Origin of the sequence: Pseudoalteromonas sp. C12FD-1, from assembly GCF_037414265.1 — a bacterium.
Taxonomy (GTDB): domain Bacteria; phylum Pseudomonadota; class Gammaproteobacteria; order Enterobacterales; family Alteromonadaceae; genus Pseudoalteromonas.
On the sequence record NZ_JBBEVD010000031.1, the window covers coordinates 33,375 to 58,409 of the forward strand.

A 25,035-nucleotide genomic window follows, 5' to 3' on the forward strand; every position below is an offset into this window, starting at 1 on the left:
AAGGGAGCCTCGGCTCCCTTTTTACATAGCTTCACAAACTAAATTACACCACGCTTTATTATTAGGTATATTTAATATCACCAATAATAAAAAACATAGAGACTTCATAATGATTCGTTCTTCATTCACACTAGCCGCGTTATCACTCGCTGTGCTAGCCGGGTGTGATAATGCGCCAAAAAGTACACCTTCAGATACCACAACAACTATGCAAGCACAACCAACCGAGAAACCAGTGAGCGCTGTGGCGCCGATTGCTAAAAAAGTACCGCATGAAATGACTATTCATGGCGATACGCGAATTGATGATTACTACTGGCTACGGGATGACGAGCGTAAAGCGCCAGATGTTATAAGTTACTTAAATGCTGAAAACGCTTATACCGAGGCAATGCTTGCGCATACTCAAACATTACAAAGTGAGTTATTTGAAGAGTTAAAAGGGCGTATTAAAAAAGACGATGACTCGGTGCCAGTAAAAAGAGGTGATTATTTTTACTCATCACAAACCCGTGGCGAAAACGAATACCCTACTTATGTTCGCAGTAGCGACTTTAAAGGCAGTGATCAGCAAGTTATTTTAGATGTAAATGCGTTGGCCAAAGATCACGACTATTTTGCTGTCAGTGGCTTATCTGTAAGTACTAACGGCAATTTAATGGCGTACGGGGAAGACACCGTTAGCCGTAGAATTTACACCATAAAGGTAAAAGATTTAACCACTGGCCAGTTGCTCGAAGATACGCTTGAGGGGACAAATGGCGGCGTTATTTGGGCAAACGATAATAAAACCTTTTACTACATTAAAAAAGATGCACAAACCTTACTTGGCTATCAAGTTTTTCGTCATACGTTAGGTACACCGCAAAGTGATGATGAACTTATTTACGAAGAAGCTGATACCAGTTATTACACAGGTATTAGTAAGAGCAAAGATAGCTCAGAAATATATATTTGGCACAGCAGCACCAATGCCTCTGGTATGTCGGTACTCAGCGCAGATGATAATAAAGCAAAACCTAAGCGCTTAATTGAGCGTGAGGACGACCTTGAATACAGTATTTCAAAGCTTGGCAATACGTATTACATCGTAACTAACTTAAATGCGGTTAACTTTCAGCTCATGAAAGTGGATGTAGATAAAGCGCATGATAAAGCAAATTGGCAAACGGTGATTGGCCCACGCGATGATATTAAGCTTGAAGGCGTTGATTTACTTAAAGATTACCTTGTATATCAAGAGCGTGAAATGGGTCAATCTCGTCTTATAGTGCGCAACCTGACAACAGGCGATGAACAAACACTAAGCTTTAACGACAGTGCCTATACCATTGCAAGTTATGGCAACAACGAAATCAATACCGACATGCTGCGTGTTTACTATACGAGTATGACTACGCCGGGCACCTCGTACGATATTGACCTTAAATCGGGTGATAAAACCCAACTTAAACAGCAAACTGTGTTAGGTGATTTTAACGCAGATAACTATGCCTCTGAACGTATTTTTGTAAAGGCTCGCGACGGTATAAAAGTGCCGGTAAGCTTAGTGTACCGTAAAGATGCATTTAAAAAGGATGGCACAAACCCCTTACTTCAATACGGCTATGGCTCGTACGGCGCAACAATGGACCCTACTTTTTCAAGCTCACGCTTAAGCTTATTAGACCGTGGGTTTGTGTTTGCTATAGCGCATGTACGTGGCTCGCAAATGTTAGGTCGCCCATGGTATGAAGATGGCAAATTATTAACTAAAAAGAACACGTTTAATGACTTTGTTGATGTAACTAAGTCATTAGTGACACAAGGTTATGGTGCAAAAGACGAAATATTTGCCTACGGAGGGAGTGCTGGTGGTTTATTAATGGGCGCGGTGGTTAACCAAGCACCCGAGTTATATAAAGGGGTGGTTGCAGCAGTACCTTTTGTTGATGTAGTCACCACTATGCTTGATGAAAGCATACCGCTTACAACCAATGAATATGGTGAGTGGGGTAACCCAAATGAAAAAGAATACTACGATTACATGTTGTCGTACTCACCGTATGACCAAGTGTCTAAACAAGCGTACCCTAATATGCTAGTGACGACTGGCTTACATGACTCGCAAGTTCAATACTTTGAACCAGCTAAGTGGGTTGCAAAGCTACGTGACTATAAGACAAATAATAATAAACTGCTATTTAAAATAGATATGGAAGCCGGCCACGGCGGAGCGTCTGGTCGCTTTAAGCGCCTAGAAGATACAGCGCTTAATTACGCCTTTATGCTTGATTTAGCCGGCATTAAAAACTAACTACATAAAAATTAAGTAATGTCCTAAAGGTATAGCCGTTTGGCTATACCTTTATTTTTTGCGGCAAGTTAAAGCTAAACATAGTGCCTTTACCCAGTTCGCTCTGTACGTTTATTTCGCTATCCATCAAGGCAAGTAAACCTTTACAAATAGCCAGTCCTAAACCACCTTGTTGACGCCCTTCGTTATTAGAATTAGATGCTTGGTAGTGCGGATTAAAAATAGCATCTAACTCATCATGTTTTATACCCACACCAGTATCAGAAACCTGCACAAATAACTGTGCATTATCTATATGTTTAACGTGTACAGCTATATTGCCGCCTTTGGGTGTATGCCTAATGGCGTTATCAATTAAATTACTCAACACGCGCTCAAGTTTTGCAATATCCGCTACAACAGGAAAATCGCAAATAGCAGGCTCTACGCTTAACTTAATACCTTTGCTGTCAGCAGCCAGACTAAATTTGGCAATACAATCGTAAATTAGCTCACCTAGGTTAAAGGTTTCTTTGTGTATGCTTATTTCGCCGTTTTCTAAATGAGCGAGTTCAAAAATTTGCTCAATAAGTTGTTTAAGTTGTGCGCAATTGTTGAGTGAAACGTGTAAGTACTCTTGTTGCTCATTAGCGCTTAGCTGCGAACCAGATTGATTAAGTACCTCTAAAAAGCCTTGTAAAGAAGCAAGCGGTGTACGTAAGTCGTGAGATAAATGAGTCAGTAGCTCTTTGCGTTGTTTATCGCTTTGCTCAAGTGCCTTAAATTGCTCATTAATACGGGTCACCATGGCTTGTATGCTTCGGCCTAGGCTATGCACCTCGTTACTTTTTTGGGTCGAAAAGTGACTTAGCTTAGTGTCTGTTAAGCTGTAATTTGCGGCTTCAATATTACTCACATCGCGAGCTAAACGTTGAATTGGATTAGTAAAAAAGCGTAGTAAAATAAGCATCGCAATCAGTAAAAATGCTAAGGCCGATGTTAGCCACAATGCTGCAAGCCATAATCGGTCGTTACTTTTTATATTATTAAGTGAAGTATCGTAAGCTTCTCCACCAATAATGACATACAGGTACCCTTGCAATGTGTCGTTATTAAACACAGGAGCGACAGAAAATATTTTTTGTTGATTTTGATCGCGTGGGTTATCGCCATATATAGGGGCCGCATCAGGATTATTTATTAATGTTTTAAGGGGCGCTAAATTAATGTGTGTGCGTTTTACCTTACCGGGCTCAGCTGAATAAGTAAGGATTTTGCCGTTTTCATCAACAAAATAAAACTCAAATGCGGGGCCTAATAGCATTAAGGTATGAAATAGGTTTTCAAGGGCTTTGTAATCGTAAACCCCCTCTTTTATAAGTGGGTTATCTTGAACTAAGTGTTCGGCCAGCGCTAAGTGCAGGTTTTGCTCACCATGGTGTTTGGAGTTTAGTTCTAGCTGTTTACTCCAGCTATAAACAAGTGCACAAATAAAACAAAAAATAATTACCAAAGAGATAGCTAGCTTTTGATATAAAGACAAATTGAACATAAAAGTTACCCAAGCTGACTAGGGTTGAGTTTATAGCCTACACCCCATACGGTTTCTATAAAGGGGGCTTGATGGTGCTGCTCAAGCTTGGCGCGTAAACGGTTGATATGTGAGTTAACCGTGTGCTCGTAGCCACTATGTTGGTATCCCCACACTTTATCTAATAGTTGCTGGCGACTAAATACATGGTTAGGGTGACGGGCAAAATAAACCAATAGATCAAACTCGGTAGCGGTTAAATTAAGCGCTTGCTCATCTAAATAAACTTGGTGTGAGCTAAATTCAATGTTTAGCGAACCTACACTTAATGTTTGTTCATTATGCACTGGTTCATTGTCGTTATTTTGAATGGCGAGTAATTGTGCTCTGTGGCGCAACTGTGTTTTTACGCGTGCTTGTAATTCGCGAGCAAAAAAGGGTTTACAAATATAATCATCTGCGCCCATTTCAAGCCCAATTACACGGTCCATATCGCTACTCAGCGCGGTAAGTAAAATAACGGAAATGGTAGGGTAGTGCTCTTTAATTTTACGGCATAGGCTTAAGCCATCCATTTGCGGCAGATTTATATCTAATAAAATAAGCCCGTAAGGCTGTTTTGCTATCTTTTTAAGTGCAAGCTCAGCGCTTATAACATGATCAACATGTAGATTTAGCGTGGTAAGTTGAGTTGTTATTAATTGACCTATTTCTCTGTCGTCTTCTACTACCAGTATTTTTTCGTGACGCATGTATTAACCTCGTAAAAAAAAGGGACCTCCATGTCTCCTCACATCCCCATTACAAGCTGGTTATTACTGTGTGCGCTCAATCATTATTTTAGAGACAGGGTTATCAAATTTTTGCCCTGCTCCGAGTACAGAAGTTGATAGCCCATCTTGATTAGACACAACACCTGGATGCATTGTTATTAAATCAATAATGTCGTCGCGTATTTCGTTAAACCCTTCGCCATTTGCAGCCGGGCCTGGCACAGTTTCAGCCGTTTCGGTATTTGCCTCTGTACCTGCATCATAAGCTAAGGTGGTGCGCGTTAGCGTATCGCCTACTGCTAATGTAGATACATCTATAGAACTAAGACCGGTAAAAGCATCATTTGTATTCCCAAGCATGGCAGCAAAAGACAAATTAAGTACATCTTGCGCTTCAACCGATAGCGTTACAGACGTCGTTTCGCCAGGGCCAATAGGGCCTTCTGCTGAGGCTGAAGCAAGTGCATTTTCATCACTAAGGTACTCTTCGTTAGCGCCGCTTTCTGCAATCATTTCTAAGCCTATGGAGGCTGTTTCACCAAATTGCCATGGTGCGGTTTCATCAAATGCAATAACAGAAAGTGGCGATAGGGGTTGTCCAGCCGTTAAGTTACTAAAGGTAATCGTAAACTCATACACTACAGGTTCCGGCTCAACAACAACGACAGGTTCTTGATCTTCAATTGGGTCGCTATTGTCGTTGTCACTACATGCCGCTAGCGTAGTGGCTAGCATTAAAATAAGCGCACTTTTTTTAAAATTAGAAAGAGATGACATAATTAACTCTCCTATTTAACCGTCACAGTTAATTTTGCAACTGGGTTTAACCATCTGTGAACGGTGTTACTTAAATCACTGCTACCGGCGTTTAAGTCGTCATCACCTAAATTACCCGGATGAATATGTACATTCACATTGCTATCAGTACTGGTTAAACCTGCGCCGCCTGTACCTGCATCACCCCCTGGTGCTGCTGGGATCCCCGGTGTACCAGGCGCGCCTGAGCCTTCAACTACTAACTCATTGTTTTGTTCAGTACCTGCATCGTAGGCATTTAGATATACTGTATAGGTACCTGCTTCGGTTGGGATTTTCCAGCTATCAAGCCCAACAAAGCCATCATTGGTAGGTAATAGCATGGCAGTAAGCGAAAGGTATTCGTTAGTGTCTGCTGTCATAAGGGTGGCAGAGGCAGAGGCCGTTGGGGCAAGCAATCCTTCAGCTGGATTTGCTGCCATATCACTACCCGCTGCACTTGCTTGAGCCATTAGCTCGGCAATATTACCGCCCTCAGCCATTGTTTGTAGCGCTGTAGAAGCTTCGGTTGCTACTTCAAACAATTTATCTTCAGCGTCGTGCGCTGTTATTAGCACAGGGGTAAAGTGAATACCTTGGGTTAAATTAGTCAATTCTAAATCAAGCTCTGCAGCTTGTGTTGTTTGGCTTGCTACGGCTAAAAGAGTGGCAAGTGTAAGTGCTGATGTTTTCATTATTATTTCCTGTAAGTGATGATTCAGGTTAAGTATTGAATAACCACCTCAAGAAACTCTCACAAAGTTATCACTTTTTTATCACAGCGGGTTAGGGTGTGATATTTAACAATATAGTTATGATTTATAGACACCTGCTCAATAAAAAGGCAGTATGTAATAACTAAAAAGGAGAGCGTAATGGAAGAAAATCAACAGCTTGAGCCGTTATCAAAAGACGAAAAAACATGGGCTATGCTTTGTCATTTAAGTGCAGTAGCCGGTTTTGTAATTCCGTTTGGCTCTATACTTGGGCCGTTAGTGGTATGGCTTATAAAAAAAGATGAAATGCCAATTGTCGATTTACACGGTAAAAAATCGCTTAATTTTCAAATTACTATGGCTATAGCTTACTTTGTATGTTTTTTACTTGTGTTTGCTGTAATAGGCTTGGTTTTGCTGCCCCTTGTGGCTATTTTTTCGTTTATTATGGTGGTTCTAGCCAGTATTAAAGCCAACGAAGGCAAAGAGTTTAATTACCCGCTGAGTTTAAATTTGATAAAATAAAGCGTTAGCTATTATTCTGCAAACCCAGCTATAAGCTGGGTTTTTACGTTTAGCCTAAGGGCATTATGCTTTATATCACCTTATTTTTTAGTGCGTTTGTGTCCGCGACTTTATTACCAAGCTCTTCAGAGGTGGTACTTGTTACTATGATCAGCCAAGCAAAAGCTAATGTATGGCTGCTGTGGTTAGCCGCTACGTTAGGTAATGTACTGGGAAGTTGTGTTAATTATTGGTTGGGGACTCATGTGCTGCGTTTTAAGCACAAAAAGTGGTTTCCGGTCTCTGAGCAGGGGATAGTTAAAGCACAATCTCAGTTTAAAAAATATGGCGTATATAGCTTATTGTTTGCTTGGCTGCCGGTTGTTGGCGACCCACTAACGGTAATTGGCGGCATATTTAAAGTGCGCTTTAGTCTGTTTTTATTATTAGTGAGCATTGGCAAAGGCGTGCGGTATTTAGCCGTTATCGCCCTTGCCAGTGGTGCTCAAGCTGTTATGTAAAGTTACTTTGACCAATCAAGCGTGAGCGAAACTGAGTCAGCAAAACGCAGTGCATGTGGTTTATCTACTCTGGCTTTGGCGTAATGCACGCTTGGGTGTGTATGGCATACTGCAAGTATTTCGGCAACCAGCTTTTCAAGCAACAAAAAGTGTCCTTGCTCTACTAGGCTTATCACTTCTTTGGTGATCACTTTATAGTTAAGCGCTTGATCTACTTCGTCTGTTTTACAGGCTTCATCTGCAGGGTAGTGAATTTCTAAATTAATCACTACATCTTGCTTTTTTTCCCGCTCTTCAGGGTTAAAGCCAATAAATGTACGTAAGCGTAAGTTGGTTACGTTAATAATTGCGTTGGCCATAATTTAACCCTTAATAAGCTGTAAAAACTCGTTACGCGTTTTAGAGTCACTTCTAAAGTTACCCAGCATTACAGAAGTACGCATGCTTGAGTTTTGCTTTTCGACACCGCGCATCATCATACACATATGTTTAGCTTCAACAATAACACCCACGCCTTTAGCGCCGGTTACTTCCTCAACGGCTTTAGCAATTTGATGAGTAAGCTGCTCTTGTATCTGAAAGCGTCGTGCAAACATATCAACAATGCGCGCAAACTTAGATAAACCTAGTACTTTACCATCGGGAATATACGCAATATGACAACGTCCAATAAAAGGTAATAGGTGGTGTTCACACATAGAGTAAAGCTCTATATCTTGTACCAGTACCATATCGTCTGCGTCTGAGCTAAATACCGCATTATTGGTAATTTCATCAAGCGTTTGACGATACCCTTTTGTTAAATACTCCATGGCTTTTGCTGCACGTTTTGGTGTATCGAGAAGGCCTTCTCGGCCTGCATCTTCACCCACAGCGGTAATAATGTTTTGGTAGCTTTGCTTTAATTCGTCATGCATAAATTTCTCAGTTTTAATGTGTGTTTTACTTTAAATGGCGGCCGCCATCTACAGGCAAAGCGCGGCCTGTGATGTAGTGGCTGCGCAGTAATAAATCAATACTATTTATTATTTCTTGGCAACCAGGCTCTATTCCCATTAATGATTTTTTAAGGGTTTTAGCACGATAAGCTTCATCGTCATGTTCATTAAAAATAATCAACGATGGCGCAACCGAATTTACCTTTATGTTTGGTGCGTACTTAGCGCTAAACGACTTGGTTAAGTTATCAAGTGCAGCCTTACTTGCAGCATAGGCAATGTGTTTTGGGCTACCTGTTTCAACAACGTAATCGGTAAGATGAATAATGTCAGCCGGTGTGCAAGTATCAGCTTGGTATGCCATTAATAGTTGTGCACAGGCATTATTAATTAAATACGGTGTTTTGGCATGAATGCGCATCATGTTATCAAATAGACTAGAAAAATCGGGATTGTTGGCTTCGCAGTCCCAGCTTGAGGCATTATGCACAATGGCACGTAAAGAATGCGTATGCTGTTTAAGGGTTTCAATAAAGCTAGTTATACCGGCGTCGCTGCTAAAGTCGGCGTGTATGCATACGGCGCCATGCTGTGCTAGGTAGTTGACTGCATCGTGGCGCGTACGATAGGTAATAATAATAGCTTGGCCTTGCGATAAAAAGTGCTTAGCAAGCGCAAGGCCAATACGTTGACCAGCGCCTGTTATTAAAATAGGAGATGTCATGTAATGCAGTTTTCTCTTTGGCAGGCGTTAATATTAACTATAAATCTTTACGTAACATTACGGCAAATAGATCAGCTAGTGCATACGCAGCACTAGCTGTTGAGCCATTATAAATCATCGTAAATAGTCGGAATGGGTTGGCGCTTATGCTGAGTGCGAACATAAATGTCAGTTAGCTTTTGCTCAACCTCTGCAGCGACCGGCTTACCTTCTAAAAAGTCGTCAATTTGCTCATAGCTCAGTCCTAACGCTTCTTCATCAGTGAGGCCTGGGCGGTCACTTTCTAAATCAGCTGTAGGGGCTTTTGTTACTAGTAGCTCTGGCGCACCTAAGGCTGTTGCAAGTGCACGAACTTGACGTTTTGATAAGCCAAATAATGGGGCTAAATCACATGCGCCATCACCAAATTTGGTGTAAAAACCGGTTATGTTTTCAGCGCTGTGATCGGTGCCCACAACTAGGCCTTGGCAAAAGCCCGCTATTTCGTATTGCGCTACCATGCGTTGGCGCGCCTTTACGTTACCTTTTACAAAGTCAATCTTAGCTTGCTCTGGTAGCTCTTCACCACTGCCTACTACAGCTGCCATAGCTTGCTCGTGTAATGCATCTGCAGCAGGTTTTACGTTTACGGTCATGCGCTTACTTGGCTTGATAAAATCAACGGCCATTTGCGCTTCGTCTTCATCTGCTTGTACACCGTATGGCAAACGAACTGCAATAAATTGATACTTATTCGTGTTTTGCTCTGCGTTTAGTTCATCTACTGCTAATTGACACAAGCGCCCGCAGGTCGATGAGTCAACACCGCCGCTAATGCCAAGTACAAGCGATACACTATGGGCTGCCACTAAGCGTGCTTTTATAAAGTTAACTCGACGGGTAATTTCGGCGTTTACATCAATAGTTGGCTGAACTTTCATTTCAGCCATAATTTCGGCGCGCATGGCCAGCTCCTTGTTATTTAATAAGTAGTTTTTAAATAGGCTTACATTATCTGGTTTAGTGGTTATTAATTAAAGTCCTAAATGTGCTTTTATACGGCTAAGCTCGGCTTTTAGTTCCTCAATTTCTGCAAGTAACTCGTTAATTTCATCGTTTTTAACTTCTGTGACTTGCGGAGCCGAGTCTGGGCTTGGCGCTATTGCTGGGTCAGCAAAAAGGTGCATGTAGCGACTTTCTCGTTTGCCGGGCTCACGCTCAAGCTTTGTGACATAGTCATCTTTTGCTAGAGCGTTCAGGGCTGTTTCTACTTCGCTTACGTTTGTAAATTCAGCTAGGCGAGCGCTGCGCGTTCTTAGCTCACCGGGTGTTTGAGCACCGCGCAGTAGCAGTAAACATAGTATTGCTCGCTGTTGCGTACTCAACTGTAAACTACTAAATTCTGTATTACAAAAACGGTGGTCGTATTTATTAACTCTCCCCGATAGCCCTTCGTCTAGCGTTACAAGGCGCTGACTTATAAGCTCATCAAGTGTTTGTTGCACCTCACTTTCGCTCAAGTTTACAACCGGATCTCGATTTGATTTTTGGTTACACGCATTCGTCAGTGCGTTCAACGATAGTGGATAATGCTCAGGTGTAGTGCTTTGCTTTTCTAAAAGGCAGCCAATAACGCGCTGCTGATTTGCTGATAAATGCATGGCTTTTCTTTATTAATAAACAGTATTTTTAGCTTACACCTTTATTGTGTACCAAGCCATTGTTGTAATTTAGGCTCTAGTGCTGCGGAATCTAAAGGTTTGGTTAAATAATCGTTCATACCTGCATCTAGGCACTTCTCTTTATCACCTTGCATTGCGTTTGCTGTTAACGCAATGATTGTAATATGTTTATTATGTTTGCCCGCTTTGCCTTCGCGTATAGCTTGCGTAGCTTGATAACCATCCATCACGGGCATTTGGCAGTCCATTAAAACTAACTGGTATTTTTTGTCTGGGCTGCTGTTGAGCTTATCTAGTGCATCTTGGCCGTTTTGTGCAATATCAAAGGTAAGCCCAACTTGTTTTAACAACGCTGAGGCCACTACCTGATTTACTTTGTTATCTTCTACTAAAAGCACTTGCGCGTGCGCTGATATTTCTTTGGGCTTTTCGGTTAACTCATTTTGCAGTTGTGCTTGGCGCTGTTGTTGCTCAATGAATTTATCGTTAGTGAGTGAATCAAATAAATCTGACGGGGTGAGCGGTTTAAATATCAGGCAGTCTATATTTATGCCAATGTTGTTATGCTCTTGCGAATAACTCATCGGTGCCATAACAACCAGTTTGCTTTGCTTGGTGGTTACTCGGTTTTTTAATGTATTTATTTGTGGGTGCGCAGCTTGCTCAAAAAAATGATAATCGACCAGTAATGCATCTGGCTGGGTATCGCAGTTATCAAAATAATTAATGATGCCGCTATAGTCACTTAAAATATTAACGTGTGCGCCCCAAACGCGTAATTGTTTGGCGGCAATATTGGCGTTAAGAGTACAGGTATCAATAATTAAAATATGTTTGTTATTAATTAAGTGGCTGGGTAAATCTTGCGCTTTAGTTAGGCGTGGCTGTATTTTTATAGAAAACGAAAAAGTACTGCCCTCATTTAGCATACTGGTTACGCTTACCTCGCCTTCCATTAGTTCACAAAGCTGCTTAACAATAGCAAGGCCTAGGCCCGTGCCGCCAAATTGGCGGGTGGTTGAGGCATCGGCCTGAGTGAATGAGTCGAATAAGGTTTTTTGTTTTTCTGCGTCTATTCCTATGCCGGTATCAATAATAGAGCAATGTAAAAAACTGCCATCGGTAGTTTCATCAATTTGCGCAGTCACCAAAATTTGCCCATCAATAGTAAACTTAACGGCATTGCCAATCAGGTTATTTAAAATTTGACGTAGCCTATTCGGATCGCTAATTATTTCGCTGATAGTAATTTGGGTGGCATCTAAAATGAGGTTGGTATTATTTTGCTCCACTTTAAGCGCAAACGACTCAACCACTTCACCAAGTAATTTAGGTAAGTTAAATTGCACATTTTCTATATCGAGCTTACCAGCTTCAATTTTAGAAAAATCTAAAATGTCGTTAATTATATTTAACAGCGATTGAGCAGACGACTGTGCAAGTTCAATGTGGTGCTCTTGCTGCTGGTTAAGTTGGGTGCGTTTGATAATATTTAGCATGCCCAGTACGCCGTTCATAGGGGTTCTTATTTCGTGGCTCATACTGGCTAAAAATTCGCTTTTAGCCATTACTGCTTGCTCTGCAGCTTCTTTGGCGGTAACTAACTCTTGCTCGGTTTCAATACGTTGCTGGCTTGAATGCAGACTGCCCACTAAAGCAGCAATGGCAATTAAAAAGCTTTCTTCATTGCGTGACCACGGACGCATAGATACGCATTGTTCTGCGCAAACAATCCCAATGGTACCATTGCCTGCAGGTATGATAACGCACAGCATGGCGTTAATTTGTAGTGGTTGTAAGTAATGCTTATTCAGTGGAGATAGCAAAGGGTTATGTTGTGCATTGATTGCGCTAAATACCGCTTGTTTTTCCAATGTCTCAAAAAAATCGGGGGCACTAGCGCGAGACCATGATGAATTAGTGTTGCCAACTTTATTCTCAACATTAAATGAGGCTATCGGGCTTAGTTGAGACTTGTCATCGTTAAAAAACCAAATACTGGCTTGCTCTATATTTAAGGCTTGGCATATAGATTGGGTAATAACATCTTTAGATTGACTAAGTTGCCCACTTAATATCAATTCATTAGCAGTGAGAGATGCCAAAATTTCGTTATGAAGGGCAATCTTTCCGTTTTCTAGTTCGGTGCGTTTACGTATATCAATATTTTGTATAGAGCCAAATATTCTGATGCAACGGCCATTTTTGTATTCAGCTTCACCGTGAACAAGTACCCAAATCTCTTGGTCTTTTGCATCAATTATTTCTAGCTCAGTTTCATAGCTTTTTCCTTCCTTAATTGCTTGCTCTATTAGTTCAGCAATAAGTAGGCGGCTTTCACCCGCTTTAAAATAATGTAAATCTTCTGGCCAAGGCGGTTGTTTATTTAGAGGATATTTAAATATTTTTTTGGTTACTTCTGACCAATAAACTTGTTTGGTTTCTAGGTTAAACGACCATGCCCCAATTTGTGCAAGGTCACTCATTGCCTCCAGCATTTTTTCGTTTTGCTGTTGGCGGTTTAGCATTTTTAAAAAGAATAAGAACGCCCATATTAGTAATCCGCAAATAATTATAATGGCGATTCTAAGCGGCCATATAGTTGAAAGCGCTGGGCTCCAGCCTTTTTTAGGTGCTACGTATAATTGCCAGCTGCCACCTTGAAAATTAAGCGTAAAGTCAAGCGGCTCTTGTGTAGTTATATTACTATTGCCATAAAAAAACTCGCCTTTTTTACCTAAACCATGACGCCCTTGAATAGCAATGTTGTAGTTTTTTTCAAGCTCTTTTATGCCTGAATTTTTATAGACTTTTTCAATATCGAGTACCACCGATAATAGCCCCCAAAAGCGGTTATCAGGTGGGATATAAACAGGCACTCTGGCAATAAGGGCAATGTCGCCTTGTACGAGCTTAAGTGGCCCTGCCATAACAATGGTATTTGTATCACGGGCTCTAATGGCGTCTAGGCGCTGGTTTTTGTTTTCTAAAAAGTTTAAACCAATGGCTTTTTCGTTACCTTTGAGTGGGTAAGACATACGAACAATCATGTCGGGTGCACCGCCAATATGGCGCAATTCACTGGAGGTTTTAAACAAAGGCGCAGCAATTTGTTCAAACCGTGCTTGCTGTAACTCGGGTTCAGCTGATATAGCAACTGCTAATCCACGAACTAGCTGAATGTTTGATACCAAGGTGGCTTCGAGTTGTGCACGATACGTACTTACCTGAGATAAAATTTGTAGGCGGTGGGCGTCTTTTGCGCGATTGTAGTTAATTCTATCAAGTACAATGCTTACTAATATTATTAGCGTAAGCGATAACCAAAAGGTCAGCTTATAGTTGCTGGTAGTGTTTTTTTTATTGTTATTTTTTGGCGGCATTGGCTAAGTCATGCTGTTATTTTAGGCAATTTAACTATAGCTAATTTATTGCATAAATAAAAACGGCGCTGATAAATTAGCGCCGTTTTATTTTTATAATTAGTAGTTTAAGCATTAAGCGTCGGTTACTTCTCGTGCCCAATGATTTTGTTTAGCGACATGTAATTTACGGTAACCATCAAGTAGTGCTGCATGTTTTTTAAAGCCTTCAAGCGATAAACCAGGGAAGGTTAAACCATTAAATAATTTACGGCCTTCTGCTATTTCAATAGCAAGCGTTACGTTATCGCTGCCAAACATTAAACCTAGTGCATCTTGGTAGTCGGCGTAGTTGCGCTCGTTATCGTATTTAATTTCAAGAATGGCTTTTAAACAGCGAAAATGACGCATTGCCTCTTCGTTTACTTGGCCTGTGTGTAGTATCCAGTCTACCCAATCAATGGCTTCTTCGTTGCCTGCGGCTAAACATAAGTGCGCTTTAAGCTCACCAATACGCAGTGTATGCCATGGTGTGTCGGCATCGGTGGCAAGGCCAATAAATTCAGCAGCACGAATAATATCGCTGTGGCCTGCTTCTTCTAGGCTATCGTAAATGTCCATCCACTGCTGCGCATCGTACTGATCAAGCGATAGGAATGCTTCACGGAATTTAGCGCCTTCGTTGTTGTTACGCCAAATTAGTTCATCAACTGGGTAAATGTCTGACATCCCTGGTACTAAAATACGACATGCATACACGTTTAAGTGTGTGTAATCCATAATGTAAATGTCGTGGCCCATGCTGTGAATTAAGTCAGTACAGAAGTTGTATTCTTGCTCTGTTGTACCGCTAAAGTCCCAATGCACAAAGTCAAAGTCTGCGTCAGCGCGGAAAAAGTCATGCGAGATTAACCCACTTGAGTCGATAAAGTGCAGCTCAATGTTTTCAGGTGTTGCTACTTCATCGTTATCAAACGTAGCCGGTTGGAATACATCAAGTTGATCAAGGCGACGTCCTTGTAATAGCTCGGTAACCGTACGCTCAAGGGCAACTTCAAATGACGGGTGAGCACCAAAAGAGGCAAAAACAGAGCCATCAACAGGGTTAATAAGTGTTACGCTCATTACAGGGTATTTACCGCCAAGTGATGCATCGGCAATACGTAAATGAAAACCATGGCTGCGCAGCTCTTCACACGCTTCGTGAATTTTAGGGTATTGCTTTACAACCTCTTCAGGGACGATAGGTAAACAAAGCCCTTCAGCGATAATGCGGTTTTTAATGGCGCGCTCAAATACTTCTGATAGCCCTTGTACGCGAGCTTCAAATTTAGTGTTACCTGCGCTCATGCCGTTAGAAACAAAAATATTACCAATCACGTTTACCGGAATGTATACGTCTTGGTTATCGCGTTGGCGCGTGTATGGCAGTGTACAAATGCCGCGCTCGTTATTACCTGAGTTAAAATCAAAAAGGTGTGATGCATTAAGCTCACGCTCTGGGTCAAAGTAATCCCAAAGGCTTTCGTCCATTATGCCCTCTGGTACTTCATTGCCTTCAACTTTAAACCATTTTTCATTTGGATAATGAGTAAAGTCGCTGTTTGCAAACTCTTCACCTAAATAAAAGTCGGCAAAAAAGTAATTACAGCTTAATCGTTCAAAGTATTCACCGAGCGCAGAGGCGATAGATGCTTTATCGGTTGCCCCTTTACCATTGGTAAACATAACACCGCAGTCGCTGTCTTTTATATGAACTGAATAACAGTTAGCTACAGGGTTAAGCCAAAGTGCCTCTTCAATATTGATGTTTAGCGCTTTTAGCTTGTTTTGCATGGTAGAGATAGACGATTCTAGGTCGCGGTCTTTACCTTTGATAAATGTTTTTTCAGTCATATGAGTCTCAACTAGATCTGCACAAAATGTGGAATGGTTATTATCGTGGATTTTGATGTTTATTTCACCCTTTGCGAGTAAGAACATTATTATTTAATAAAACTATGGTTATTATATGTGCAACAAATAGTGTAAAGGACATATTAATGTTTAAAGTAATCAAATGGCTAGTATTGCTCATTGTGGTTTTAGGATTAGCAGGTACAGCGCTGGTGTACGGTGTATTAAGTTTAAGTGTGCCCACGCTTGATGGTAAAGGCCAAAGCACAGCAATTAATAAACCGGTTACTATTTCGCGTGATGAACTAGGGCAGGCGGTTATAAAGGCCGAAAACCGCCATAACGCTGCATACGGGTTAGGTTATGCACACGGGCAAGACCGTTTTTTTCAAATGGACTTATTAAGACGTAACGCCGCAGGTGAGCTTAGTGAGTTATTTGGTAAAGCGGCCCTTGGGCTTGATAAAAAAATGCGCTTTCATCAATTGCGTAAACGCAGCCGCGCTATATTAAACACCTTACCCGAAAGTGATAAACAACTGTTAAACAGCTACGCACAAGGTGTAAACGAAGGACTGGCACAAGTTGGCTTTGCAAGCTTTGAGTATTTACTCGCAGGCGCAGCGCAAAAACCTTGGCAAAGTGAAGACAGCTTATTAGTTATATTTAGCATGTATCTTGATTTACAAAGTGCCACCTTTGAGCGCGATGAAGCCCTTATACACATTGAGCAAGCATACGGGCAAAAAACGGTTGATTTTTTAACACAACCTAGCCAATACCAAGCGGCGCTTGATGGCAGTAAGCTTGTCTCGTTTACAGGTACCATTCCTCAGCTACCAGCGCAAGCACAGCACACGGTTAAAAATATTCAGGTAAATCAAGAGCGCGGTAGCAATAACTGGGCAGTAACCGGCGCGCACACACAAACGGGTGTAGCCATGCTCTCTGATGATATGCATTTATCTATGGCGGTGCCGGTTATTTGGTACAGAGCGCAGCTTAATTACCAACAAAATGGCGAGCAAGTTCAGGTAACTGGCGTGTCACTCCCTGGCGCACCCGCTATTGTGGTGGGTAGCAATAATAAAATAGCGTGGGGCTTTACTAATGGCTATATAGATACCGCCGATTGGATAGCGCTAAATGATGACAGTAAAACATGGCAAGTAAATGAGCCAATAGCGCTACCAAATGATGAGGTAGAAAACTACGTATTAACTTTAAGCGAATACGGCCCAGTAAAATATATTAATAAAAAGCCTTATGCACTTAGTTGGGCGGCGCATCAGCCTTATGCCGTTGATATGGAATTAGTAAAACTTGAACAAGCAAATACGGTTGATGATGCATTAGCAATAGCGAGCAATGTGGGTATTCCGGTGCAAAATTTAATGGTGGTAGATAGCCAAGGCAGTGCTGCATGGCAACATATTGGCGCTATACCGGCACGTAAAACGCCGAGTGAGCTAAGTGTGAATACACATGAGTACTCACCCGACTGGCAGCAAAATGAGCATCAACGCCCCTATGTTAAAAACCCGAAAAATGGACGATTATGGACAGGCAATTCGCGCGTTGTGTCGGCCACTGATAATACCCGTTTTGGTAACGGTGGTTATGCACTAGGCGCTCGTTCGAGCCAAATACGTGATAGGTTATTTGAAAAACAAACCTTTGCTGAGAGCGACTTTTACGCGTTACAGCTCGATAACCAAGCCCGCTTTTTAACGCCTTGGCACACATTGCTACTTAATCAACTTAAAAAAGACAAAACCAAAAACGCACAGTACATAAGTGCACTTGAAAACTGGCAGCAGTGTGCATGTGCAAGCTCGGTAGGTTATACCTTAGTTAAACACTACCGCAGCACATTAATTAATATCGTATTTGCAAGTATGGAGCACACACTCAATGAGCAAGACGCTACGCTTAAATACGTAAAACGCGATCTTGAGCCGGCAATATGGCAGCTTATTAATACACGGCCCGATTCGTGGGTAAACCCTGAGTATAAAAGTTGGGATGAGCAGTTATCAGGTGCATTTAACCAAACAGTGACAGCACTTAGGTCTGAGTACGGGGATAACGTGCAAAATTGGCAGTGGGGTAAAGTAAATGCACTTAATATTGAGCACCCGTTTGCTAAACAAATGCCCATATTGGCTAAGCTTTTAAATATGCCTGTAGCGCCAGGTTTTGGTGATAGCTACATGCCCGCCGTACAAGGCAAAAGCTTTGGTGCATCGCAGCGCTTTATTGCACAACCTGGGCATTTAGAAAACGCCATTATGGCAGTGCCCGGTGGGCAGTCGGGGCATCCGCTATCCGCGTTTTACCGTGCGGGGTTTAGTGACTACATTGAAGGTAAACACACGCCTTTATTACCACAAACGCTTATACATCAAATAATAATAGAGCCCGCTCAATGAACTAAAATATAACTAAACACGTTCTATATTTATTAATTCATATAACAGGTAAAAAATAATGAAAAAAATACTACCCGCATTAATAACAGGCTTATTACTTAGCAGTGCAACACATGCAGATGAAAACCCGGTAACGGCAGAAAAACTAAGCGACAGTGTGTATGTACTGTTTGGCCAAGGCGGTAACATTGCCGCAAGTGTTGGGGACGATGGTATTTACATTATTGATGACCAATTTGCTAAGCTCTCAGACGACATTAAAAAAACCATTAGTGATTTAAAACCCGGTAGTGCAGAGTTTGTAATTAATACGCACCATCATGGGGATCACACTGGTGGCAACGAAAACTTTGCCAAAGCCGGTGCGCACGTTATTGCGCACGATAACGTTCATAAGCGATTAGAAGAAAAACACGGAGCAAATTCAGATTATTTGCCACGTATTAGTTTTGGCCACGATTTAAAGCTGCATTTTAATAACGAACACGCCCATGTAGTGCACTATGCCCGCGCACATACCGATGGTGACTCGGTGATATTTTTTAATAACGATAACATAGTGCACATGGGCGATATTTACTTTAATTTTGGCAGCTTGCCGTTTGTTGATGTAGATAGCGGCGGCAGTGTTGACGGAATACTTGCAGCCGTAAATGACGTTATTAAGCAAATAGACGAGCGCACTATAGTGATACCCGGGCATGGACCGGTAAGTGACCGTTCAGGGCTAGTAACGTATGCTAAACTTGTTAAAAAAGCTAAAGATTTAATGCTAAATGCAATGCAAAATAATACAAGCTTAGAGCAAGTACTAAAAGCCGATCCGCTGGCCACGCTTAATCTTAAGTACGCAGGCTGGTTGCCAAAAGAGAAAGTGACTACACTTTTTTATCGCAGCTTAAAGTAGTACGCGTAACGTAAAAAACATGATACAAAGCTGAGTGTACTTTAAGCTACATTCGGCTTTTATTTTATTATGCCCAAAGGAGTTGTGTATGTCGGCAGAAAAAACCCACCTAGAAATTTGTAATCTAACAAAAGAGCAGTATCCGCAAATTAAAACCTTAATGGATCAGGCTTACCCAGATTTAGGTGGCGCGTGGCCAAGCCATACTATTTTTAGATTGATTGATCAGTTTCCTGAAGGGCAAATAGGCATTGTAGATGATGGTGTGCTGGTGGGCTTAGCACTAAGCGTGCAAGTAGACTATGCGCGTTTTTCAAACCCGCATACGTACGAAGATATAGCTGATGGCCACGACCGTGTATTTAGTGACTCCGATGGTGATGCGCTATACGGTTTAGATGTAGCCATTAGCGAAACCCACCGAGGCATGCGCTTAGGGCGTAGATTATACGATGCTCGTAAAGAATTGTGCCGCCAATATAACTTACGCGCTATTTTAGCCGGTGGGCGTATTCCACGTTATTACAATCACAGCAGTGAAATGACGCCAATGGAATACATTGAAAAGGTTGACCAAAAAGAGCTTTACGACCCAATTTTAAGTTTTCAGCTTTCTAACGATTTTCAGGTAAAGCGGTTACTTAAAAAATATCTGCCAGAGGATCAAGAGTCAGTAGGTTACGCCACGTTACTTGAGTGGAATAACATAATGTACGAACCAACCGATACGGTACTCGAATCGACTAAATCGATTGTGCGGGTAGGCGCGGTGCAATGGCAAATGCGTTGTGTTGAGTCGGTTGAAGAGCTACTTAAACAAGTGGAATACTTTGTTGATACAGTCTCTGATTATAAAAGTGACTTTATATTATTCCCAGAGTTCTTTAACGCGCCACTAATGGGACTTACTGAACAAAGTAATCAAACTGAGGCAATTCGCTATTTAGCCGAATATACAGAGACATTCCGTGATGCGATGTCGCGTATGGCGATAGAATATAACGCTAATATTATTACCGGCTCTATGCCCCTTGCCGAAGACGATAAAATTTATAACGTAAGTTACTTATGCCACCGTAGCGGTAAAATAGACGAGCAGCGCAAAATACACATCACCCCGCATGAGCAAAATGACTGGGTGATTCAAGGCGGCGACAAAATTGCCGTGTTTGATACCGATGCTGGGCGAGTAGGTATTCAGATTTGTTATGATGTAGAGTTCCCTGAGCTTTCGCGCATATTAGCAAAACAAGGGCTTGATATACTCTTTGTGCCGTTTTGGACCGACACTAAAAATAGTTATTTACGGGTTCGCCATTGTGCACAAGCGCGCGCAATCGAAAACGAATGTTACGTGGTTATTGCAGGCTCAGTGGGTAACTTACCTGAAGTAGAAAGCTTAGACGTACAGTACTCGCAATCAGCTGTGCTAACGCCATCTGACTTTTCGTTCCCACACGATGCAACATTAAATGAAGCCACACCTAATACCGAAATGTTATTATTTAGCGACCTTGATATGGATAAGCTAAAAATTCTTCATAGCGAAGGTACGGTGCGCAATTTAAAAGATCGCCGCGAAGATTTATACGACGTAATTTTGAAAAAGAGAGATGTTTAATGGCATGGGTTTATTTAATCATTGCAGGCCTGCTTGAAATAGGATGGCCGATAGGTTTAAAGGTATCGCAAAACCCTGATACTCGTTGGCAAGGTATTGCAATGGCAATTGCATTTATGGTGGCCAGTGGCTTTATGTTGTGGCTTGCACAAAAACAAATATCAATGGGGACTTCCTACGCTGTATGGACCGGAATAGGTGCTGCGGGGACGTTTTTAGTGGGTATATTATTTTACGGTGATGCAGCCACGTTTGGCCGTATTGCAGGTGTACTGATGATCATTTGCGGTGTGATAACGCTAAAAATAAGCTCTTAACACTTGCTTTAAAAGTTATAAGCAGCTTTACAGTAGCGCAGGTTTAAAAGCCTGCGTTTTTTATGTTCTCAATTTGGTAGCATCACCAAAATAGCGGCAATGGCTATTAAAATTAAGCCCGCGGTATCTTGCTTTTTAAGTGGCTGTTTTAACCAAAGTACGGCGATTAGCATGGTAAAAAATACCTCTACCTGACCAAGCGTTTTAACATACGCCACGTGCTGTAAACTCATTGCGCTAAACCAGCCAATAGAGCCTACACAACTAAAAATACTAATTGCTGTTGTAATGCCTTTATATTGCCAAAGTTTGCCAAGAGTGTGTGGCTCTTTAAGTAATAAATAGCCAAGTAATATAAGCGTTTGTAGGCTTATTACAAACAGTAAAACCCATGCAGCCGAGTGCGGAAATAATAACCCTGAATTTAAGCTCGCTTCACGCACCCACAGCGATGTAAGGGCAAAGCTGGTACCACAGGCAAGGCCAAGTAACGCTGTTTTAGCATCAAAATGTTTTACGCTGGTTATGCCGCTAAGTAAAAGCACCGCAATAGCGCCTAAAAATACACCCAGCCAACCAAGAAGGCTAAGCGCAGAGCCAAAAAACAACACCCCTAAAATAGCCGCGACTAACGCCTCACTTTTAGCAAGGCCTGCACCTATGGCGTAATTGTTCATTTTAAACAGCTTTACCATTAAACCCGTGGCGAGTATTTGCATAACGCTTGCGCCAATAATAAATCCCCAAAAGGCATTATTAAATGTAGGCATGGCGGTATCTTTATATTGATAGAGGCCATATAAATACATTGCAGCAATGGGGCCCGCTAAAATAAAACGCGAAAGGGTAACCCCTGCCACACTTGCATGTGTACTTAATTTACTTTGTAGGGCATTTCGCCATGCTTGCATAAAGGCGGCTAAAAATGTGAAAAAGATCCAAGTCATGGTATTCGTCGATTAAAAATAAGGTCTTTACGTTAACAATCTTTAGTTATTAATGCGATGCATTAAGCGTGATGTTGAATATTCATCACCTGCGACATTATGCCGCACTGCTTTATAGGTAAACTTAGCTATAGTAAGTATGATGTTATTGTTTAGCCGCCAGCGTATGTTAAAAACGTTTGGGCGGCTTTTTTGTGTATGTGTGTTATATGTATTGGTTAAATAACTAGGTTTTAAAATAAGAGAATAAATTATGACAACATTAGTAGTATGCGCATTACTTGCTGTATTAATGCCTTATTTTGCAAAAATACCAGTTGCCATTGCTATGGCAAAGCTTGGCCAATACGATAATAAACACCCGCGTTCCCAACAAGCAAAATTAACGGGCTTTGGTGCGCGAACGCTCGCTGCCCATCAAAATTGTTTTGAATCACTTGCAGTGTTTGCCGTTGCTATTGCGGTGGTACTGGGAACTAACTCGGTAAATGCAGTAACCGAAACCTTGGCGGTTACTCATATAGTTTCGCGTACTTTGTATTGTATTTTTTATTGGTTGAACCTAGATATTATACGTTCGTTAGTATGGTTTATTGGCTTAGGCACTGCCATTGCCATGATTGTAGTGAGTATCTAATTTTATTGTTAAAACCACAAAGCAAGCGACCTAAAAGGGCGCTTGCTTTGTGCTCTTGCATCACTCAATAGTATTAATGCGATACTTTAATTCGCTCTATTAAATCAGTATTAGCAACCTCGCTGTTCATGGCAAAATCCAGCTGTACGAGTACATCATTAAAGCCTGACTCAGACATTTTATATTCCCACTTTGCCAAGGCCTCCTTAGCTGATTTGTCAAACACGTCTGACGGCTTAGATTGAATTACGCTGATGTTTTTTGTTCTGCCATTGGCGGCAATATCGTATTTTAATACTACCGAGCCGCTAATCCCTTGCTTAGCTGCTTGGGCAGGGTAGCGTGGTTCAATGCGTATTGTTGGTGAAATATGATCCTCTTTCGTTATTTCAGCTTGGGGCTGTTTTGCAATGGCTAAACCGCTAAGCATGCTTGCCGCTATTAGCAGTAAGCCACCTTTTGCAAAGCGAGAGTGATTGCCGCTGTACTTTATATTGGTAAGTCGTTGTAACATGGTTTTTTTATCTCCGTAGTGTGAATAAGCCATTAGGCCTGCGGGCGTTGCTGCCGCGCAGTTAATTAGGGCTTTACTGTATAAAATGTGTTGGTGTGTGGTTTTATTGGCAAGTACCCGTTCATCACAAGTCAGCTCTTGTAGTCGGCGCATGCTTGCGTAACAAAACCAAGCAAGTGGGTTAAACCAAAGTAAAATAGTGGGTAGCAGCATGAATGCGTTTGTTAAGTTGTCTTTGCGTTTAATGTGTACGTTTTCGTGCTCTAAAATAAGCGCCAATGTGGCTTTATCAAACTGGGTATTATAGTTGCTCGGTAACACTAGTTTACTGTTTAAAATACCCACCACCATTGGCGTGGCTACATGTTGGCTGATATAAGTTTTAGCACTTGTAGTAAGTGTATGGTTAAAGTGTGTTAGCTCAGTTAGCTGCAGGCTGTTAACAAAACGAGTATGTGTAATAAAGCTGGCTATTAATAACCCCGCGGTAATAAGTACATACATAAGTGCCCAGTTAATCCCCATTTGGTGTGTAAAAGGTTGGTTAAGGGTAATTAAGTAATGGCTAATATTGCTAATATTGCTATTTTGCAGTGGTTTAATCGCATTGGGTAAATTAGCGATAACTAATGCCGCAGGCAGTAACCACGCTAACTTGTATACAAACCGCGCGCCAAGGGTTTTTAAACCAAATCGCTCGAGAAGAATAAATCCACAAAACAAAATACTTAATAATAGTTGTTGTTCAATCAACCAATTAAACCCAGTTTGAATAACCATGTTAATTCCTTACTTTTGGTTTTTTTCCCAGTCATCAATGACTTTTTTAAGCTCGTTTATATCTTGCTGAGAAAGCTGCTCCGATTTAGCAAAGCCGCTTACCAGCGGCGCTATGCGGCCACTAAAAAAGCGCTCAATAAAGTTTTGGCTTTCTTTTTGGGTGTAGTCGGCGCGTTCCATACAAGGGGTATAAATATATTGGCGACCGTCCTTTTCAAACGACAGAGCACCTTTTTTAACTAATCGACCCAGTAAGGTTTTAATGGTTTTTTCGTGCCATTGTTTGTCACAGCTTAAGCGCTCAATTATTTGGCTGGCGGTTGCTGGGTAATTAATCCAAAGTGCGTCAAGTACTTCAAATTCTGCTTTTGATAACTCAATCATTTTATTGCCTACAAATGTAATCTTTAATTTAAGACTACACCTGTAATCTATTTTTGCAAGGGTATTTTTTAACTTTTTTGTGCGCTATTTAAACGAAGGTTAGGTTTTTGAAATATCAGTTTTATTGATTTGTATATATTGGCTTTCAGGGAGGTTTAGTTTTGAGAGGGCGAGTTCGCTAAATTGCACTCTAAATAAATCAATTACTTTAAAGCCGCAGTAATGCGCCATTTTACGTATTTGCCTGTTAAGCCCTTGCTTTAAAATAATACTAAATTGGTTGTCAGCTATTTTTGTTACTTCACAGGGTAAGGTTACTTGCTTATCAACGGGGACGCCTGCGGCCATTTTTTCACAAAACGCGTTATTAATCGGTTTATCTACCGTGACTAAATAATGTTTAGGCTGGTGGAAGTCTGGGTGAATAAGTTGATTACAAAAATCACCGTCGTTGGTCAAAATAAGCAAGCCCCGAGAGTCTTTATCTAATCGGCCAATAGGATAAACACGAGTAAATGTAGGTAAATAGTGAATAAGACTGGCAGGGTCATTTTTATTTAATTTACAGTCAATACCCACAGGTTTGTGGTATGCAAAATAAACTAAGTCGGCCGCGCCTTTAACTACTTGGCCTTTAACTATTACGTCGTCTTGTTCATCAACGTGATCAATATGATTAGCAGGGCGATTATTTACCGTTACTACCCCTTCATCTATTAAGCGCGATGCTTGTTTTCGAGAGCACACACCAGCGTGAGCAATGTATTTAGCGAGTCGAATTTTATTGCTCATAAGCTTAA

The 25,035-nt window shown here is 41.4% G+C and carries 23 protein-coding genes; 8 read left to right on the forward strand and 15 right to left on the reverse strand.

All coding sequences use genetic code 11. The annotated features are described in order from the left end of the window. Window positions 1-109: 109 nt before the first annotated feature. Window positions 110-2,296, forward strand: a complete 2,187-nt coding sequence (locus WDB87_RS00560) for a S9 family peptidase (protein ID WP_337848701.1) — start codon at window positions 110-112, stop codon at window positions 2,294-2,296. A gap of 43 nt (window positions 2,297-2,339) precedes the next feature. Here the strand turns inward: WDB87_RS00560 and WDB87_RS00565 are convergent, their stop codons facing one another. The 4 genes from WDB87_RS00565 to WDB87_RS00580 all read right to left on the reverse strand — a co-directional run bounded on the left by WDB87_RS00565 (window position 2,340) and on the right by WDB87_RS00580 (window position 6,069). Next, window positions 2,340-3,827 carry a sensor histidine kinase gene (locus tag WDB87_RS00565; protein WP_286245740.1) on the reverse strand — a complete coding sequence of 496 codons (1,488 nt, stop codon included), beginning with the start codon at window positions 3,825-3,827 and terminating at the stop codon, window positions 2,340-2,342. A gap of 5 nt (window positions 3,828-3,832) precedes the next feature. Then, on the reverse strand, window positions 3,833-4,558 hold the full coding sequence (locus tag WDB87_RS00570) for a response regulator transcription factor (protein WP_286245741.1): 726 nt from the start codon (window positions 4,556-4,558) through the stop codon (window positions 3,833-3,835). Window positions 4,559-4,621: 63 nt separating this feature from the next. Then, window positions 4,622-5,356, reverse strand: coding sequence for a spondin domain-containing protein (locus WDB87_RS00575; RefSeq protein ID WP_337848702.1), 735 nt, complete (start codon window positions 5,354-5,356; stop codon window positions 4,622-4,624). 11 nt (window positions 5,357-5,367) lie between these two features. Beyond that, complete coding sequence (locus WDB87_RS00580) at window positions 5,368-6,069, reverse strand: spondin domain-containing protein (RefSeq protein ID WP_337848703.1); 702 nt, start codon at window positions 6,067-6,069, stop codon at window positions 5,368-5,370. Between the two features lie 180 nt (window positions 6,070-6,249). Between WDB87_RS00580 and WDB87_RS00585 the strand changes: the two genes are divergently transcribed. After that, on the forward strand, window positions 6,250-6,615 hold the full coding sequence (locus WDB87_RS00585; protein ID WP_024032093.1) for a DUF4870 domain-containing protein: 366 nt from the start codon (window positions 6,250-6,252) through the stop codon (window positions 6,613-6,615). Window positions 6,616-6,680: 65 nt separating this feature from the next. Further along, window positions 6,681-7,115 (forward strand): YqaA family protein, encoded by a 435-nt coding sequence (locus WDB87_RS00590; protein WP_337848704.1) that lies wholly within the window; start codon window positions 6,681-6,683, stop codon window positions 7,113-7,115. Between the two features lie 2 nt (window positions 7,116-7,117). Here WDB87_RS00590 and folX read toward each other — a convergent pair whose 3' ends face one another. From folX to ycaO, 7 genes are all read right to left on the reverse strand, one after another. After that, window positions 7,118-7,474 carry a dihydroneopterin triphosphate 2'-epimerase gene (gene folX / locus WDB87_RS00595; protein ID WP_286245745.1) on the reverse strand — a complete coding sequence of 119 codons (357 nt, stop codon included), beginning with the start codon at window positions 7,472-7,474 and terminating at the stop codon, window positions 7,118-7,120. A 3-nt stretch (window positions 7,475-7,477) separates the two neighbouring features. Further along, window positions 7,478-8,032: a GTP cyclohydrolase I FolE gene (folE, locus tag WDB87_RS00600; RefSeq protein ID WP_286245746.1), complete on the reverse strand. Its 555-nt coding sequence runs from the start codon at window positions 8,030-8,032 to the stop codon at window positions 7,478-7,480. 25 nt (window positions 8,033-8,057) lie between these two features. Beyond that, the gene (gene folM / locus WDB87_RS00605; RefSeq protein WP_337848705.1) at window positions 8,058-8,777 is read right to left on the reverse strand and encodes a dihydromonapterin reductase; all 720 of its coding nucleotides are present in this window, start codon (window positions 8,775-8,777) and stop codon (window positions 8,058-8,060) included. A gap of 107 nt (window positions 8,778-8,884) precedes the next feature. After that, window positions 8,885-9,721, reverse strand: coding sequence for an ammonia-dependent NAD(+) synthetase (gene nadE / locus WDB87_RS00610; protein WP_337848706.1), 837 nt, complete (start codon window positions 9,719-9,721; stop codon window positions 8,885-8,887). A gap of 69 nt (window positions 9,722-9,790) precedes the next feature. Then, complete coding sequence (locus WDB87_RS00615; RefSeq protein ID WP_286245749.1) at window positions 9,791-10,417, reverse strand: YceH family protein; 627 nt, start codon at window positions 10,415-10,417, stop codon at window positions 9,791-9,793. Between the two features lie 41 nt (window positions 10,418-10,458). Then, complete coding sequence (locus WDB87_RS00620) at window positions 10,459-13,821, reverse strand: ATP-binding protein (RefSeq protein ID WP_337848707.1); 3,363 nt, start codon at window positions 13,819-13,821, stop codon at window positions 10,459-10,461. A 114-nt stretch (window positions 13,822-13,935) separates the two neighbouring features. Next, window positions 13,936-15,696, reverse strand: a complete 1,761-nt coding sequence (gene ycaO, locus WDB87_RS00625; RefSeq protein WP_337848708.1) for a 30S ribosomal protein S12 methylthiotransferase accessory factor YcaO — start codon at window positions 15,694-15,696, stop codon at window positions 13,936-13,938. A gap of 146 nt (window positions 15,697-15,842) precedes the next feature. Between ycaO and WDB87_RS00630 the strand changes: the two genes are divergently transcribed. The 4 genes from WDB87_RS00630 (at window position 15,843) to WDB87_RS00645 (ending at window position 20,973) form a co-directional block, all read left to right on the forward strand. Then, on the forward strand, window positions 15,843-18,128 hold the full coding sequence (locus tag WDB87_RS00630; RefSeq protein ID WP_337848709.1) for a penicillin acylase family protein: 2,286 nt from the start codon (window positions 15,843-15,845) through the stop codon (window positions 18,126-18,128). Between the two features lie 58 nt (window positions 18,129-18,186). Then, on the forward strand, window positions 18,187-19,035 hold the full coding sequence (locus tag WDB87_RS00635; protein ID WP_337848710.1) for an MBL fold metallo-hydrolase: 849 nt from the start codon (window positions 18,187-18,189) through the stop codon (window positions 19,033-19,035). 88 nt (window positions 19,036-19,123) lie between these two features. Next, the gene (locus WDB87_RS00640; RefSeq protein WP_256851715.1) at window positions 19,124-20,656 is read left to right on the forward strand and encodes a bifunctional GNAT family N-acetyltransferase/carbon-nitrogen hydrolase family protein; all 1,533 of its coding nucleotides are present in this window, start codon (window positions 19,124-19,126) and stop codon (window positions 20,654-20,656) included. Next, the gene (locus tag WDB87_RS00645; RefSeq protein ID WP_286245755.1) at window positions 20,656-20,973 is read left to right on the forward strand and encodes a DMT family transporter; all 318 of its coding nucleotides are present in this window, start codon (window positions 20,656-20,658) and stop codon (window positions 20,971-20,973) included. Before WDB87_RS00640 ends, WDB87_RS00645 begins: the two co-directional genes overlap by 1 nt. A 68-nt stretch (window positions 20,974-21,041) precedes the next feature. Here WDB87_RS00645 and WDB87_RS00650 read toward each other — a convergent pair whose 3' ends face one another. Then, window positions 21,042-21,920: a DMT family transporter gene (locus WDB87_RS00650; RefSeq protein WP_337848711.1), complete on the reverse strand. Its 879-nt coding sequence runs from the start codon at window positions 21,918-21,920 to the stop codon at window positions 21,042-21,044. A gap of 253 nt (window positions 21,921-22,173) precedes the next feature. Between WDB87_RS00650 and WDB87_RS00655 the strand changes: the two genes are divergently transcribed. Continuing rightward, complete coding sequence (locus WDB87_RS00655; protein ID WP_121636797.1) at window positions 22,174-22,557, forward strand: MAPEG family protein; 384 nt, start codon at window positions 22,174-22,176, stop codon at window positions 22,555-22,557. Between the two features lie 73 nt (window positions 22,558-22,630). Here the strand turns inward: WDB87_RS00655 and WDB87_RS00660 are convergent, their stop codons facing one another. From WDB87_RS00660 to WDB87_RS00670, 3 genes are all read right to left on the reverse strand, one after another. Next, a complete protein-coding gene (locus WDB87_RS00660) occupies window positions 22,631-23,851 on the reverse strand; it encodes a M56 family metallopeptidase (protein ID WP_337848712.1) in 1,221 nt (406 codons plus the stop codon). Between the two features lie 9 nt (window positions 23,852-23,860). After that, the gene (locus WDB87_RS00665; protein ID WP_337848713.1) at window positions 23,861-24,235 is read right to left on the reverse strand and encodes a BlaI/MecI/CopY family transcriptional regulator; all 375 of its coding nucleotides are present in this window, start codon (window positions 24,233-24,235) and stop codon (window positions 23,861-23,863) included. A 99-nt stretch (window positions 24,236-24,334) separates the two neighbouring features. Next, window positions 24,335-25,027: a pseudouridine synthase gene (locus WDB87_RS00670; protein WP_337848714.1), complete on the reverse strand. Its 693-nt coding sequence runs from the start codon at window positions 25,025-25,027 to the stop codon at window positions 24,335-24,337. Window positions 25,028-25,035: the final 8 nt, after the last annotated feature.

What these genes read in the sequence shown, in the direction of transcription:
- WDB87_RS00580 (WP_337848703.1), bottom strand. Translation starts at nt 6,069, where the DNA reads ATGAAAACATCAGCACTTACACTTGCCACTCTTTTAGCCGTAGCAAGC.
- WDB87_RS00620 (WP_337848707.1), bottom strand. Translation starts at nt 13,821, where the DNA reads ATGCCGCCAAAAAATAACAATAAAAAAAACACTACCAGCAACTATAAG.
- WDB87_RS00575 (WP_337848702.1), bottom strand. Translation starts at nt 5,356, where the DNA reads ATGTCATCTCTTTCTAATTTTAAAAAAAGTGCGCTTATTTTAATGCTA.
- WDB87_RS00630 (WP_337848709.1), top strand. Translation starts at nt 15,843, where the DNA reads ATGTTTAAAGTAATCAAATGGCTAGTATTGCTCATTGTGGTTTTAGGA.
- folM (WP_337848705.1), bottom strand. Translation starts at nt 8,777, where the DNA reads ATGACATCTCCTATTTTAATAACAGGCGCTGGTCAACGTATTGGCCTT.
- WDB87_RS00640 (WP_256851715.1), top strand. Translation starts at nt 19,124, where the DNA reads ATGTCGGCAGAAAAAACCCACCTAGAAATTTGTAATCTAACAAAAGAG.
- WDB87_RS00615 (WP_286245749.1), bottom strand. Translation starts at nt 10,417, where the DNA reads ATGCATTTATCAGCAAATCAGCAGCGCGTTATTGGCTGCCTTTTAGAA.
- nadE (WP_337848706.1), bottom strand. Translation starts at nt 9,721, where the DNA reads ATGCGCGCCGAAATTATGGCTGAAATGAAAGTTCAGCCAACTATTGAT.
- WDB87_RS00570 (WP_286245741.1), bottom strand. Translation starts at nt 4,558, where the DNA reads ATGCGTCACGAAAAAATACTGGTAGTAGAAGACGACAGAGAAATAGGT.
- WDB87_RS00560 (WP_337848701.1), top strand. Translation starts at nt 110, where the DNA reads ATGATTCGTTCTTCATTCACACTAGCCGCGTTATCACTCGCTGTGCTA.
- folX (WP_286245745.1), bottom strand. Translation starts at nt 7,474, where the DNA reads ATGGCCAACGCAATTATTAACGTAACCAACTTACGCTTACGTACATTT.
- WDB87_RS00650 (WP_337848711.1), bottom strand. Translation starts at nt 21,920, where the DNA reads ATGACTTGGATCTTTTTCACATTTTTAGCCGCCTTTATGCAAGCATGG.
- WDB87_RS00635 (WP_337848710.1), top strand. Translation starts at nt 18,187, where the DNA reads ATGAAAAAAATACTACCCGCATTAATAACAGGCTTATTACTTAGCAGT.
- WDB87_RS00655 (WP_121636797.1), top strand. Translation starts at nt 22,174, where the DNA reads ATGACAACATTAGTAGTATGCGCATTACTTGCTGTATTAATGCCTTAT.
- folE (WP_286245746.1), bottom strand. Translation starts at nt 8,032, where the DNA reads ATGCATGACGAATTAAAGCAAAGCTACCAAAACATTATTACCGCTGTG.
- WDB87_RS00590 (WP_337848704.1), top strand. Translation starts at nt 6,681, where the DNA reads ATGCTTTATATCACCTTATTTTTTAGTGCGTTTGTGTCCGCGACTTTA.
- WDB87_RS00565 (WP_286245740.1), bottom strand. Translation starts at nt 3,827, where the DNA reads ATGTTCAATTTGTCTTTATATCAAAAGCTAGCTATCTCTTTGGTAATT.
- WDB87_RS00660 (WP_337848712.1), bottom strand. Translation starts at nt 23,851, where the DNA reads ATGGTTATTCAAACTGGGTTTAATTGGTTGATTGAACAACAACTATTA.
- WDB87_RS00670 (WP_337848714.1), bottom strand. Translation starts at nt 25,027, where the DNA reads ATGAGCAATAAAATTCGACTCGCTAAATACATTGCTCACGCTGGTGTG.
- WDB87_RS00665 (WP_337848713.1), bottom strand. Translation starts at nt 24,235, where the DNA reads ATGATTGAGTTATCAAAAGCAGAATTTGAAGTACTTGACGCACTTTGG.
- WDB87_RS00645 (WP_286245755.1), top strand. Translation starts at nt 20,656, where the DNA reads ATGGCATGGGTTTATTTAATCATTGCAGGCCTGCTTGAAATAGGATGG.
- WDB87_RS00585 (WP_024032093.1), top strand. Translation starts at nt 6,250, where the DNA reads ATGGAAGAAAATCAACAGCTTGAGCCGTTATCAAAAGACGAAAAAACA.
- ycaO (WP_337848708.1), bottom strand. Translation starts at nt 15,696, where the DNA reads ATGACTGAAAAAACATTTATCAAAGGTAAAGACCGCGACCTAGAATCG.